Here is a 12,527-nt window from a genome sequence, read left to right as displayed (position 1 = left end):
GTGGTCGGGATCCGGTGCCGTCGGCGCGACGTCGGCCGGGTCCCGACCGCGGCAGGCGGCGCGGGTCGCCTTGACAGGCAAGCAGACACTTGCCTAACGTTCGGTCATGAGCATCGACGACCCCGCGATCACTCCGTTCCTGATGTTCGAAGGCGCCGCCACGCAGGCCATGGACTTCTACGTCTCGCTGTTCGACGACGGCGAGATCATCAGCGTGACGCCGCACCAGGGCGAGCACACCGGCGTGCAGTTGGCCGAATTCAGGGTGGCCGGGCAGCGGCTGCTGTGCAGCGACAGCTTCGTCAAGCACGCCTTCACGTTCACGCCGTCGCTGTCGCTGTTCGTCCGGTGCAAGGACGACGCCGAACTCACCCGCCTGCACGCGGCGCTGTCCGAAGGCGGCCAGGAACTCATGCCGCCCTCGAACTACGGCTTCAGCACCCGGTTCGCCTGGGTCAACGACCGCTTCGGCGTGTCCTGGCAACTGAATCTGGCCTGAGCCCGCGCGGAGGTCTGGTCGATCATGGCAAAGCAGGTGCGGGTGCCTTCCGCAGATGCCGAGAGCTCGCAGTTCATCGAGTTCGCGCACAGCTACAACGGCTACGAACTTCACGGCGAGATGGAGGGTCTCAGCAGGCTGGTCCGATCCGTCAGACACCGCTGGCAGGAGTCGGCCGAGGTGGGCGACGATCTCGACGTGCTACGGGCTTGTCTGTTCTACGAAGTGCGCGGCCACCGCCACAGCGGCGGATATGGCCGGTTCGAACAAGACCCGTTCGTCGCCGCGCTGCTGACCGGCATCCGTCGTCTGTCCCCCGGGCCCATGCCGGTCAAGGGTTCGGCCGGCTGACCGTGGCCATCGCCTTGAACCGATCCAGAAAAGGCGTCGACCGGTTTCCGCCCGGCGCAGGCGGCAGAATGCATGACGAGCCAGCCGGCTCCGGGAACGGTCCGGTACCGGCTGGGCGTGCTTCAGTTGAATGACGTCCGGGAGTGCGGATGGCCGATTGGGACGGCGCCGGTTACGCCCACATCAGCGCGTTGCAGCGAGCCATGGCGACGGCCTGCCTGGAATCCGTGACGGTCGCGGGCACCGAGCAGGTGCTCGATGTAGGCTGCGGCGACGGATTCGTGACACGGCTGATCGCCTCCATGGTGCCCGACGGAGCGGTGCTCGGTGTTGATCCGTCGCCGCGGATGATCGAGGTGGCCCGCACCGCCGACGACCAGCTGACCAACGTGTCGTTCCAGGTCGGCGACGTCGTCACGATGGCTTTCGGGCCGGACTTCGACCTGGTGGTCTCGTTCAACGCGCTGCACTGGGTGGCCGAGCAGCAGACCGCCTACCGCAACATCGCGGCGGCGCTCAAACCCACCGGTCGGGTGCTCGTGCAGGTCGTCTGCCAGGGTGACCGCCCGAGCATCGAACGCGTCGCGATGGAAACGGTGCGCGATCCGCGCTGGGCGCAGGCCTTCGCCGGCTTCGCTCAGCCGTATGTGCACATCGAGCCCGACGAGCTTTCCGCGATCGCGGGCAGCGCGGGCCTGGAGGTCGTGCAAAGTTCGGTCGTCGACCGGGAATGGGACTTCGGCTCGCGCGAGCAGTTCGCGCAGTGGTGCACGGTCGGGTTCGCGGACTGGACGTCACGGCTGCCGGCTGAGGAGGTTCCCGCGTTCGTCGACGCCGTCGTCGACGAGTACCAGAAGGTCGCCGGCCGGCCAGGGCTGTTCCGGTTCCTGCAGTTGCGGGCCGAGCTTCGGCCGCGTCCGCAGTAGGCCACCTCGTCTGGGCCGGCACCCTGACCGGCATCGGTCAGGGTGCCCGTGCAGCGGGTCAGGCGGTGCAGAAGCGTTTCTTGGCTTCGTTGGCGATGACCTGGGTCGCCGAAGGCGTAACGGTGCATTCGAGAATTCCGGCGCGGGAACCTCGCCAGCCTGTCAACTGCGCCGACGCGTTCCTTCCATCGCACGCGATGGAGACGCTGATCGTCAGCTTCTTCACGCCGAGATACTGGACGTATCGACCGGGGGTGGCGAGTTTGGGGTCCCAGGCGCCCTCGACGTCGGTCGGCGTGGGACCACCGTCGACGATCTCCCCGGTGTGCTCACCGGCTTGGGCGTACAGGTAGGACTTCAAGTCCTCGGCGAGGTCCGCTCCGACGACGCCGGGAACGACCTGCGTCACGTCCACGGTCGTCGACTCGGTCACCTGCGAACCCTTGCCCACCGTCATGACAACGGCCCGCGTCAGTACGTCTTCGGAGCGCAGCTCGCCCCAGCTGAGCTGCGGTTGCTGGGCACAGGTCAGCGGCGCGGCGGCGGCAGCGGAGGCCGGTGGGGTCGCCGGGGTTGCGGCGGGTGTTTCCGGAGCCGCCGCCGTGCACGCCGTCAGGGCGAGCAGGCCGAGCGCCGTACAGGTGGACATCAGGAGTCTGCGCATGGGTTTTCCTTCAGATTCAGGGCGGCAGGGCGTCACCGCCCTGCCGCCTGCCGATCAGCGCCGCTCGGGTGGCGCGCTCAGCACTCCTTGGCCTTGGCCAGGTTCGCCAGCGTGTTCGAGGTGCTGATGGAGCAGTCGACCCAGCCCCGTCGGATGGTGTCCCACGAGATGCCCTTGCCGTACTGGTCCCGGACGGCGACGCCCGAGGGGCACTTGAAGTGCTCGTAGTCGGCGGTGTACCGGATGGTGCCGCCGTAGGCGACCACGGTGCTGTGCGGCGGGACGCTCACGTTCGCGGTGACGGTCTCCGTGGTCGTCGAGGTGCCGGCGTCCTGAAGCTGCAGGCTGTAATTGATCTCCATTGAGGCGATGACGCCCTTGGCACTGACGCCGGTGCCGACCGTGTTCGTGATCGTCGAGGTGACGGCCGTCGCGGTCTGCGTCTGCAGCGCTCCCGACTGGGTGATGTTGGTGATGTTGTCCCAGGCCGAAGAGTGCGTCAACACGGTGGAGCTGACCTTGTTCTTCCAGGAGAACCAGGTGACCCCGATGGGGTCGCAGGTGATGGCCATCGGTGCGACGTCCTGGGCGCTGGCGGCGGCCGGCGCTACCAGGACGGGCACGGCGCTGACGGCCAGCACGGCTGACAGCTTCGCCGCAGCGTGTACGATCGCTCGTGTTCTCATTGTGGTCCCCTAGATCATGAGAGAACTGCAGCGGCTGCGGTGTCTCTAGCACCGCGGCCGCTCCCCGCTTCTGCCGGGAGGTCCCAGAAGAGGGTGGGCGCCCACCGCGGTTCTCACCCGCCGGCAGCGCCCCTCTTCATGGGAGCCCGGACATTACCCATCGGTTGCCCAGCGCGGGTGCCTGCTTCGCCCGGTTGATTCACGGACTCCGATCACAGTGCCGAATCGGCGTTCACCCGCAGTGATTCCGACTCGGTCAGCAGTGCGTGGCTGCCACAAAGCGGACGGCGATCCGTGACGGTCCGTCGACCAAGTCGACTGCATCACAACCTGATAACGGGGCCGTGGCCAGCACGAAGGCCGCCTCCGGAGGCAAGTTCAGAGCCCGGCTTCAGACCGCGGCATGATCGAGCAGTGCGAAGCCGACCGCATCGCCGGTCCCGATCGCAGACGCCCGGCGGCGCGACTCCCGAATGAGCCGCGCCGCCTTGCCTGTGCCGATGTCGAACGCCATGACAGGCGCCCCCAACCGGGCGCAGACGGACGTCAGTCGCCGATCGCCTGGTAGACCGTGGTCCAGAAGTCGTGCATGGCCCGGATGGAGTCCGGCACGGACGCCCCGACCTGGGTGAGCAGGATTCCGGTGAGCTGCTCGTTCGGGTCGGCGTAGGTCGACGTGCCGCTGCCGCCGTCCCAGCCGAACTGGCCGATGTTGGCGTAGTCGCCGCGATAGGTGCGCACCGCCATCCCGTACCCCCAGCCGCCGTGCTGGCCCTGGCCGAACGAGATGTGGACGTTGTCGCGGGCCATGGCGGTACGGGCGGCGGTCTGCTCGGCTGTGAGCTGGTTGGCGGTCATCAGCTGGACCGCAGCCCGGGACAGGATCCGCTCCGAGCCGTGCACGCCGTTGTTGAGCAGCATCCGGAAGTAGGCGTGGTAGTCGTCGGCCGTGGACACCAGCCCGCCACCGCCGCCGGCGAACGCCGGAGCCTGGCTCCACCGTCCACTGACCGCGTCGTCCCACACGTGAAACTCCCCGGTCTGCGGGTCGGGCGCGTACAGCGGCGGCAGCCGGTCGATCTTGTCGCCGGGTACGTGGAAGCCGGTGTCCTTCATTCCCAGCGGCTCGAAGAGCCGCTCGGCCAGGAACGCCTCGAACGTCTGGCCGCTGACCCGGGCGACGAGCACGCCAAGCAGGTCGTTGCTGATGTGGTACTGCCAGCGCTCGCCGGGCTGATGCATCAGCGGAAGCGCGCCGAGCCGGCGCAGCCACTCGTCGGGCTCGGGCATCGGAGTGGGCAGGTTCGGGGTGAGCCCCTGCTCGAAGATCGCGCCCATGATCGGGGTGCCGAGCGCGGTCATGTCCATGCCGAGCCCGAACGTGGAGGTCAGCACGTCGCGTACGGTGATCGGCCGCCGCGCCGCGACGGTGTCGTCGAGCGTGGCGTCGATCCGGGTCAGCACCCGCCGGTCGGCGAGTTCGGGCAGCCACTGCTGCACCGGGTCGTCCAGCCGCAGGCGGCACTCGTCGAGCAGGATCATGGCCGCAGCGACGGTGACCGGCTTGGACGTCGAGGCCATCCGGAAGATCCTGTCGCGCTGCATCGGCGGGCCGCCGTCGTGGCGCATCGTCCCGATCGTCTCGACGTGGGTCTGGTTTCCGCGGCTGACCAGGGCGACCAGGCCGGGGATCTTGCCGGAGTCGACGTGGCGTGCCAGCACGTCGTGCATCTTGCGCAGCCCCGTCGGGGAGAAGCCACGGTTGTCGTTGTTCATGATGAGTCTCCTGGTGTATTCGTCAGGTGCGGGAGCGGTTCGGTGTCGTGCTGCCGAGCGGAATCCCGGAGCAGCCGACGCCTCGACGCCGGTTCTGAGCTGTGTGGATCGGCCGTCCAGGGCCCCGGGGTCCGCGCGGACCCCGGGGCGGCAGGTCATGCGGCGTCGAGCGCCGCAGTGATCTTGCTGATCATGTCCGCGGTGGTGGGGCTCGCCCCGTCCTTGCGGGTGGCGGCTTCGAGGGCGAGCAGGACGGTGTCGCGGAAGTTGCCGGCCTCGACGGGGGCCTGCCGGTTGAGCAGGCGCATGGCCTCGGTCAGGGCGGGCAGCACCTGGTCGGCGATCTGCGCGACCGAGGTGCCCTTCAGCTTCAGGTCCCTGGTCTTCGCCGCGAGCACGTGGCCGACCGGGCCGGTGGCCGAGGCCAGGGCGATGGAGCCGTCGGTGGCGATCCGGTGCGGGGAGCCGCCGGCGGCACCGGCCGCTGCCAGGAGCGAGACCGCACCGTACGCGGCGGTCCGCAGGGTGCGCTTGTCCTGGTCGCTGAGGGTGAGGGTGAGGGACATGGTGGTGTGCTCCTTCGGCGTTGGCGCGGATGCGTTGAGTGGGGGGCGGGACGTGGATCCTGTGTGTGCTGCGTTGCTCTCGGGGCCTTGCGGTTGTGTGGCTGAACCGTTCATGGCGCTTACGATCGCGGGGCGTCCTGTCGCGGGGCCGTCGCCGTCCTGACACGGCCGCTGACACGACGACGCGACGCCCGCACTGACGCCCGCTGCAGGCGAAAGACCCTGCTCAGCCCGCATTCGACCAGCAGTCCTCGGGTCGCCGGCGGTACGGGCTTGCCCGGTGCCGCAGCCGGAAACAGCACGGCGGGCGGAAAGCGGATCGGTTGACGGCGGCATTCGGCCCGTCGCGTGCTGGAGGTCAGGCCGATCCGTTGCGGGCGGCCGCCCAGCCGGGCTGAATGCGGGTAGGGACTCCCGCTGTTGTCATGAACTGCCGGAGCCGGTGGTGGACGGTGCGCAACGGCCGGCGCAGCCAGCCAGGTCATGACCGACAGGACTCGACGGCAGGTGGCCCGCCTCACCTGCGACCCAGCGCGCCTGTGGCTAGTCCGCCAGGGCGAACGCCCCGTTTTGGGCCCGCAGCAGCAGGAAGGTCGGGTTGACCTGCGTGCCGTCCCGGCGGAATTCCGACGGTCCCGACAGGAGCTGGACGTCGCCCGGTTCGGTGTCGGCGATCGCCTTGCGGACGGCTTCACGGTCGGTGGTGCCGGCGCGGGCGATCGCGTTGATCGCGAGCCGGGCGGCGTCGTACGACTGCATGGTGAACGGTCCGGGCTGTCTGCCGTAGGCGGCGCGGTACTTCGCGGCCCACGCCGACGCCTGTGGCATAAACTGGGCCACGGGCAGCGAGAGACCGTAGAGGTTGTCCCCCTCGGCCGGGGTGATCTGCTTGAGCAGGGCCGGGTCCGTTCCCGCGTCGGCGAGCAGGATCTTGCCGGTGTAGTGGGCGGCGTGCAGGTCCCGGACCAGCTTGGCGGCCTCGGCGTAGTAGCCGGTGTAGAAGACCAGGTCGGCCCGCTGCTGTAGCACGGTCGCGACGACCCGGGGATAGCTCGTCGCGCCCTGGCTGACGCGCTGCCGCCCGGTGAAGGTCGTCCCGCCGTCGGCCTCCTGGACGAACGTGGTCGTCTCCGACGCCAGGGTGTCGGAGAAGCTCGTGCCGTCATCGACGATGGCCGGCCGCCGGACGCCGAGCTCGCCCATGACCTCGATGCTGCGTTTCGCTTCCAGCTTGGTGGTTCCGGCGAGCAGGAAGACGCTGTCGTACCCGGGCGCGAGCAGATCGGTGGAGTTGGCAGCCGGGATGATCATCGGGATCCCCGCCGCGTGGAAGATCTTGAGACTCGGCACGGCCGCCACGCTGCACCCGCCGCCCACCGAGACCGTGATGTCCTTGCCGACGAGCTCGTTGGCGCCGGCCACCGCCGCGGCCGGGTCGCAGGCGTCATCACCGAAGACGATCTCCACCGGGCGCCCCAGTACGCCGCCCGCCTCGTTGGCCTCCTTGACCGCCATGTTGTACGCGTCGGCCATCGGCTGGCCGGTCGGGGCGAAGTATCCGCTCAGCGGGAGCAGCGCCCCGAGCCGGATGGGAGGTTTTTCGTCATTTTCATCACTTTTTTTACAAGCCGCGAGAGTGCCCGTCGCCACGGCGAGCACGGCAACCGCGGCCAGCAGCCGCCGACCCGCGCCACCGAGCACCCCCGAAAATTTCATGCCCGCAATTGTGACGATTAATCCTCAAATCAGCCACCTTCCCGACCTCCGTCGCCACTCGGGGAGCGTCCCACTCGGTGGGATCGACGTGCGGAGTCCTTCGGGGATCAACTCCGTGGGGTCGCGATGGCCTTCTCGACACGCCGCCGGCGTGTCCCGCGATTCTTCGCGCTCTCGACGGCGTGCACATGCTCGCGCTTGTGGCTGTGGGCGAGCTTGTCGTAGGCGGCGCGGGCGACGCCTACGACGCCACCTATCAGGCGCGCACCCGGTGGCCTTCCAGGTGAGCCATCACCGTCTGGTTGGCCGCCCACCCGTCGGGGAACTTGACCGGCTGCCCAAGGTGCACCGGCTCGCTCGACGGGTGCGCGTCGAGCAGCTCGCGGATGCCTGCCCGTGCCACCATCACGCACGCGTGACGGTGCCGGGAGGCGAGCACGCACAACCGGCCCGCCTCCAGATGGAACGCGGTCGCGTCACGTCGGCCCGACAGCGGGTGCAGCACAAACGTCACGTCGTACTCGCGGCCCTGCAGCCGGTTGGCGGTGTCGACGGTGATCTCGGCGTCACCGAGTGCGGCCCGGATCGCGGCGACCTGGTCCCGGTGCGCGGCACCGATCGCGATCCGCTGCGCCGTCACCGGCTGGGTGCCGCGCTCGGAGTGTGTGCTCGCCCCGCGTTGCAGCAGCCGACGTGCCAGCTCAGCCACCGCGGAAACAGCTTCGGCGTCGGTGCGCATCGTGTGCCGTGCTGGCAGCTCCAGCAGCCCCCAGCCGGTCTCCGCCGCCCGCTCCAGCACTCGGTCTTGTGCGGTGTCCCCGAAGCCTTTCGTGGCGAAGGTCAGCCGTCGCTCCCCCGGCCCGGTACCCGACCGGAAGCCCGTGTACGGGTAGAACGCCTCCGCGACAACCTTCTCCGCGCTGTGCGGCAGCCGCCACGACACGGGCAGGTGATGCACGGGCACGTCGGAGTTGTTGCGCAACAGCACCGCGACCGCGCTCTGCATCGGGTCCCAGGACAGGCCACGCCACCGGTCGTTCTCCACGGTCGAGAACGGGTCGAGCTGGCCGGGGTCGCCGACGAACAGCGCCCGCTCGAACCGCGGCGCGATCGCCAGCAGCGCGTCGGAACGCATCTGGTACGCCTCGTCCACGATCGCCCACCGCCAGGTGCGGTCTTTGACATGCGCCCACTTCGCCGCGGTCGAGATCGTCACCGCCGGGGTGCCGAGCGCGGCCAGGTCGCTGTCGACGTCGACGTTGGAGAGCCCGGCGATACGCGCCGGGGCCTCATATCCGGCCCGGCTGAGCCGGGCGACCCGAGCTCCCGGCAGCGCCTGGGCCAACGGCACGGCAAGCCGTTCGACAAGGTCGTCGACCTGCTCATTGGTCTGCGCCACGATCATCAGCGGCTCACCGGTGGTGGCGAGTTCCGCGGCGGCTCGTACGACCAGGGTCGATTTGCCGGCGCCGGGCGGGGAGTCGACGACCACACCGCGGCGCGCACCGGAGCGCAGATCGGCGAGCACCGCCTGAATGACCTGCTCAGCCTGGCCGGACGGGTCGAAGGCGTTCATTCCCACACCTCCGTGGCGTCGTCGTCGCTGGGCACGTAGGGCTGGGGCGGGCCACCGTGGGTCCACGGGGTGTCCTCGGCGTCGGGCAGTTTCGGCGACGGGATGCTGTCGGCCAGTACCGCCGTGTAGATCAGCGTCTCGCCGATCTCCGGCACGGTGCCTGGAGGCGGGGTCTTGGACCTGCCCATCCCGCTCTGGATCTCCAAACTCACATCGGCGCCGGCGGGCTGCGGGTCGACGGCCACGACCACCGCCTTCTGCTGCTGGCGGCTGACGGCGCGCACTTCGGCCCCGGGTGCGATCAGCGCCGGGTCCGCGGTGCGTACGACGATCAGCGGCCGCGTGACCGCGTTGCCGTTGGCGTTGGCGACGCGGCGCTCCCGCTCGACATCGGTGACCGTGCAGAGGAACGCCTCGCCGGCGGCGCGGTGGTTCGCCATGACGAGCGGGTCGTCGAAGGCGCGGGCGACGTCATAGGCGAGCTGCGCGCGCTCGAGCCGGTTGAGCCGACGCGCGGCGGCGATCGCTCCGTCGCGGCGGGCCTGCGGTAGCCCTCCGTCAACGAGGTATTCGTGGAAGCCGGTGAACCGCAGCCGGTCGTCGATCCACCGGCCCTCGACCGACGCCCCGGCGGTCAGCTCACGCAGCCGGGCCACGCCGTGCCACATCAGGCGCCATGTCGGTTCGAGCTGGCTGTGCAGCGCCTGCCGCAGCCGCTCGACCGCTCGTGCCTGGCTCGGTGATCCGGGCTCGGTGCCGCTGTAGTTGCGGATGGCCGGGGCGAGGATTTCGTTGTCGAACACCGGGTCCGTGGTCGGCCCGGCGGGTGGCCACAGCAGCGGGTCCTCGGCATCGCGCGCTGCCTGCGGGCCGGTGCGCCCCGGCGGTGGGCTGATCCAGCCGAGCTGCGCGGCGAGGTTGGCGTCCTCGATGGCGCTCTGCCCGGTGGCCCAGTGCATCGACAGCACCTCGGTCATGGCGAGCAGGTTCGCCGAGCCGGGATGTTCGGCGCGCTCGGCGAACCAGGTCAGCCAACGGCCGAGCAGCGGCACGTTCGGCGCGACCGCGTACGGCCCGGTGGTGCTGCGGAACCGGGTCGAGCGGCCGAACAGTTTGACGAACCCGACCCCGGCCGGGTTGGGCACCAGGATCTGCGGGGCGTTCCGGAAGCACACCTGGCCCTTGATCTCGTCCGCGGCGCCGCAGAACGACGTGAGGTAGCCGACGACAACGTCAGCGAGTTCGGCCGCGAACGCGAACCGCTGGGTGCGGTCTCGCGGCTGCGGAACGACCAGCAGCCGGGGGACGTCCTCGGCGTCGCCGACCAGGGCTGCCAGCGGTGCGTTGGCCTCCCCGGCCAGGGTCAGCGGCACGAACACCAGCGGCCGGTCCGCGACGTGCACGTGGCGCACGGTCGCGATCGGTTGTGCGACCTGGGCCGCGACCGCCATGGCCCGGGCGTACGAGGTGATCGCGCTCATGCCGCCGCCTGCGCCACCAGGGGTGCGTAGCCGCCGGCGGCCGTGACAGCCGGGGCCGACTCACCGTAGATACGCGCAGCGGCACGCAGCAACGCCGTGATCTCGGCCTGCTCCTCGGACGGCAGCAGACTCCCGGCGGCCAGCCCGAGCGCCGCGGCGACCGTCTCGACCCCGCCGAGTTCCTCGCGCACGCTCTTTCCCAGCGCCGCGGTCTCGCCGGTCGCCTCCTCACGGCAGAAGAACGCGAGCTCGCAGCTGGCCAGGCACTCGGGTGAGTACCGGGCCGGGATGCAACCCAGTGCCTCGACGAGCTCCGCCGGCGTGCGGGCGGGCTGCCCGGCGTCGTCCTTGGCCAGGTCCAGGGTGAGACCCGCCGGCAGCGGATCGAGCAGCGAGTCGATGCCGGCCAACCGGTTGAGCTGGTGCTTGAGCACGATCAGCTGCTTGCGTACATCGACCTTCGTCGCGCAGGGCTTGTTCGAGAAGTCCTTCGGGCACACCAGCACGATGTCGGACGAGACGGCATCGTCGTTGCCGAGCAAGGCGCGCAGCGCGTGGACGTACACGGCGGACTGGATCGCGGCGGAGGCGACCTTCCCGCCGTCAGCCTGCCCGTCGATCACCGCGAACGACTTGATCTCGATGATGTGGAAGATCCCCGCGTACTGGAACGCGATCAGATCCGGCTCCAGGTAGACGCCGTTGCCTGCGACCTCCATGCGTAGCAGCGGATGGTCGAACAGGGTGCCCACGTCGTCGCGCCCGGCCGCGGCGGCCAGCAGCGTCGAGCGGGAGTGGGCGTGGCGCAGGCCTTGGCTGTCGTTTCCGCCGACCTCGTCGAGGTCGGTGTAGCCGACCTCGGTGATCTCCAGATTCAGCACCTCGCGCAACAGGGTCAGCAGCTCGGCGCAGCCGTTGGCCTTGACCTGCGCCTCGAACGCGTTGCCCCGGGTGATCGCGAATGAGGACTGGCCGAAGCGGGCCGGGAATCCGACTCGTTTGGCGAGGGCGTCCTTGTCGACACCTGCGGCATCGCACACGCCGCGCCGGGCGCAACCCGGATTGCTGGTCAGCGCTGCGATGGTGCGCGCGTTGTGGCGCTTGGGCTGCACGCGCCCGCGTAGTCGCCGCAGGCGGCTCTCGGTGTCGTCGTTCTGCACAGGGTTTCCTTCGCGGGGGAAGCGTCAGAAGAAGTTAGGAGAGTAACCGCCTTGTCACTCGGCGACAGCCCCGGCTTCGCGCAGTTGGGTGCCGAACAGTTGCTTCACGTCGTCGAGCTGCTTCTTCGCTCGTTTCGCGGCGGCTTCGCGGTGGACCCGGTCGGCATCGGCGTGGATGTCGAGTTCCGCCTTGGCGGCCGTCGCGACGTTCACCGGCGTCATGGCATCGGCACGCAACGCCGCGTCGGGGATGTTGGCGGCGAACCGCCACAGCAGCCGGACCGCCGCCGGCGAAGGATTCGGTATCCGTTCGACGTGCTCGGCGAGGCGGATCGCCGCGGTGAGGAAATCGACTCGCGGACTGAGGGGACCGATGATCCGCCGCTCCATCGGCCAGGTCGACACCGCCAGCAGACCCCGGGCCGGCGACAGCAGATCGGAAGTCAACGCCGAGCACAGATAATAGGGCCGGGCATAGGGGGCGGAGCGGAACGACCGTTCCTCGTCTCGACGGAGGCTGGTCAACCGCGCCGGCACCATCTCACCGGCCTGGAAGGCCTCATGCACCGCGATGATCAACTTCGGTGCGGCCGGCGCGCCCAGCAGCACCAGCGCCTGGTGCACCTGTTCTCGCAGCGGAAGCAGCGGCGCCGAGGGGCGAACCGGAGCTGCCTTGTCCGCCTGTTCGACACGTTCGGCCATGGCCTCGAGCGCGTCGTCCCATTCGCGCTCAACTCTGCGCAGCTCGACGCGTAGCGCTTTGGCCCGCTCGGCATTGCCGCCGGCCACCGCCCGGCGCACCGCGGCACGCAGCTCGTCGATGCGGCGCTCGAGCGCCTCGGCTGCCTCTGTCACGGACGTAACCATACCGATTCCAGCATTTCCCAGCAACAACCAGTCGCCGCTCCGACATCACGCGGCGCCGCCGCGATGAACACAACCAGCAGCTTTGGCCCTGAGCTGCAAGAAGGGCAAGTAGCACGAGTGGCGTGGACAGCGCCCCGCCGAGCATGTACATTCCTCCAGGTTCTTTCAGTATTTACCAGCAATCTCCATTCGGTGTCGGGCTGCGCGCAAGCATCCAGACCGAACGGCTACAGACCAATCGCGGAGGGAACCACCTCCA

14 protein-coding genes are annotated in these 12,527 nt (G+C 69.5%); 3 read left to right on the top strand and 11 right to left on the bottom strand.

Annotated features, from left to right (window positions below; translation table 11 throughout):
• The first annotated feature begins 106 nt into the window (after window positions 1–106).
• From AB0B66_RS08375 to AB0B66_RS08365, 3 genes are all read left to right on the top strand, one after another.
• Entirely contained in the window at window positions 107–499 is a 393-nt protein-coding gene (locus tag AB0B66_RS08375; RefSeq protein ID WP_360524895.1) for a VOC family protein, read from the top strand.
• A 24-nt stretch (window positions 500–523) separates the two neighbouring features.
• The gene (locus AB0B66_RS08370; RefSeq protein WP_360524892.1) at window positions 524–850 is read left to right on the top strand and encodes a hypothetical protein; all 327 of its coding nucleotides are present in this window, start codon (window positions 524–526) and stop codon (window positions 848–850) included.
• Between the two features lie 149 nt (window positions 851–999).
• Window positions 1,000–1,776, top strand: a complete 777-nt coding sequence (locus AB0B66_RS08365) for a class I SAM-dependent methyltransferase (protein ID WP_360524889.1) — start codon at window positions 1,000–1,002, stop codon at window positions 1,774–1,776.
• A gap of 58 nt (window positions 1,777–1,834) precedes the next feature.
• Here the strand turns inward: AB0B66_RS08365 and AB0B66_RS08360 are convergent, their stop codons facing one another.
• The 11 genes from AB0B66_RS08360 to AB0B66_RS08310 all read right to left on the bottom strand — a co-directional run bounded on the left by AB0B66_RS08360 (window position 1,835) and on the right by AB0B66_RS08310 (window position 12,256).
• Window positions 1,835–2,440, bottom strand: coding sequence for a hypothetical protein (locus AB0B66_RS08360; protein WP_360524886.1), 606 nt, complete (start codon window positions 2,438–2,440; stop codon window positions 1,835–1,837).
• 77 nt (window positions 2,441–2,517) lie between these two features.
• Window positions 2,518–3,126: a hypothetical protein gene (locus tag AB0B66_RS08355; RefSeq protein ID WP_360524883.1), complete on the bottom strand. Its 609-nt coding sequence runs from the start codon at window positions 3,124–3,126 to the stop codon at window positions 2,518–2,520.
• Window positions 3,127–3,517: 391 nt separating this feature from the next.
• Window positions 3,518–3,640: a hypothetical protein gene (locus AB0B66_RS08350; RefSeq protein WP_360524881.1), complete on the bottom strand. Its 123-nt coding sequence runs from the start codon at window positions 3,638–3,640 to the stop codon at window positions 3,518–3,520.
• Between the two features lie 32 nt (window positions 3,641–3,672).
• Window positions 3,673–4,902, bottom strand: a complete 1,230-nt coding sequence (locus tag AB0B66_RS08345; protein ID WP_360524878.1) for a serine hydrolase domain-containing protein — start codon at window positions 4,900–4,902, stop codon at window positions 3,673–3,675.
• A 155-nt stretch (window positions 4,903–5,057) separates the two neighbouring features.
• Window positions 5,058–5,468, bottom strand: a complete 411-nt coding sequence (locus AB0B66_RS08340) for a hypothetical protein (RefSeq protein WP_360524875.1) — start codon at window positions 5,466–5,468, stop codon at window positions 5,058–5,060.
• Between the two features lie 543 nt (window positions 5,469–6,011).
• Window positions 6,012–7,184 carry a branched-chain amino acid ABC transporter substrate-binding protein gene (locus AB0B66_RS08335; protein WP_360524872.1) on the bottom strand — a complete coding sequence of 391 codons (1,173 nt, stop codon included), beginning with the start codon at window positions 7,182–7,184 and terminating at the stop codon, window positions 6,012–6,014.
• A 107-nt stretch (window positions 7,185–7,291) separates the two neighbouring features.
• A complete protein-coding gene (locus tag AB0B66_RS08330; RefSeq protein ID WP_360524869.1) occupies window positions 7,292–7,498 on the bottom strand; it encodes a YdeI/OmpD-associated family protein in 207 nt (68 codons plus the stop codon).
• Window positions 7,441–8,760 carry an AAA family ATPase gene (locus tag AB0B66_RS08325; protein WP_360524866.1) on the bottom strand — a complete coding sequence of 440 codons (1,320 nt, stop codon included), beginning with the start codon at window positions 8,758–8,760 and terminating at the stop codon, window positions 7,441–7,443. Before AB0B66_RS08325 ends, AB0B66_RS08330 begins: the two co-directional genes overlap by 58 nt.
• A complete protein-coding gene (locus AB0B66_RS08320; RefSeq protein WP_360524863.1) occupies window positions 8,757–10,241 on the bottom strand; it encodes a hypothetical protein in 1,485 nt (494 codons plus the stop codon). Before AB0B66_RS08320 ends, AB0B66_RS08325 begins: the two co-directional genes overlap by 4 nt.
• Window positions 10,238–11,401, bottom strand: a complete 1,164-nt coding sequence (locus tag AB0B66_RS08315) for a hypothetical protein (protein WP_360524860.1) — start codon at window positions 11,399–11,401, stop codon at window positions 10,238–10,240. Before AB0B66_RS08315 ends, AB0B66_RS08320 begins: the two co-directional genes overlap by 4 nt.
• 54 nt (window positions 11,402–11,455) lie before the next feature.
• Entirely contained in the window at window positions 11,456–12,256 is an 801-nt protein-coding gene (locus tag AB0B66_RS08310; RefSeq protein ID WP_360524857.1) for a hypothetical protein, read from the bottom strand.
• Window positions 12,257–12,527: the final 271 nt, after the last annotated feature.

The organism is Catellatospora sp. NPDC049111 (assembly GCF_040648615.1).
Lineage (GTDB): Bacteria > Actinomycetota > Actinomycetes > Mycobacteriales > Micromonosporaceae > Catellatospora > Catellatospora aurea.
The sequence above is the reverse complement of the archived record's forward strand: the minus strand, read 5'-3'. Positions and strand labels throughout refer to the sequence as shown.

Coding starts and splice junctions, on each gene's coding strand:
- AB0B66_RS08345 (WP_360524878.1), bottom strand. CDS start 4,902: ATGAACAACGACAACCGTGGCTTCTCCCCGACGGGGCTGCGCAAGATG.
- AB0B66_RS08325 (WP_360524866.1), bottom strand. CDS start 8,760: ATGAACGCCTTCGACCCGTCCGGCCAGGCTGAGCAGGTCATTCAGGCG.
- AB0B66_RS08350 (WP_360524881.1), bottom strand. CDS start 3,640: ATGGCGTTCGACATCGGCACAGGCAAGGCGGCGCGGCTCATTCGGGAG.
- AB0B66_RS08355 (WP_360524883.1), bottom strand. CDS start 3,126: ATGAGAACACGAGCGATCGTACACGCTGCGGCGAAGCTGTCAGCCGTG.
- AB0B66_RS08375 (WP_360524895.1), top strand. CDS start 107: ATGAGCATCGACGACCCCGCGATCACTCCGTTCCTGATGTTCGAAGGC.
- AB0B66_RS08340 (WP_360524875.1), bottom strand. CDS start 5,468: ATGTCCCTCACCCTCACCCTCAGCGACCAGGACAAGCGCACCCTGCGG.
- AB0B66_RS08370 (WP_360524892.1), top strand. CDS start 524: ATGGCAAAGCAGGTGCGGGTGCCTTCCGCAGATGCCGAGAGCTCGCAG.
- AB0B66_RS08365 (WP_360524889.1), top strand. CDS start 1,000: ATGGCCGATTGGGACGGCGCCGGTTACGCCCACATCAGCGCGTTGCAG.
- AB0B66_RS08320 (WP_360524863.1), bottom strand. CDS start 10,241: ATGAGCGCGATCACCTCGTACGCCCGGGCCATGGCGGTCGCGGCCCAG.
- AB0B66_RS08335 (WP_360524872.1), bottom strand. CDS start 7,184: ATGAAATTTTCGGGGGTGCTCGGTGGCGCGGGTCGGCGGCTGCTGGCC.
- AB0B66_RS08360 (WP_360524886.1), bottom strand. CDS start 2,440: ATGCGCAGACTCCTGATGTCCACCTGTACGGCGCTCGGCCTGCTCGCC.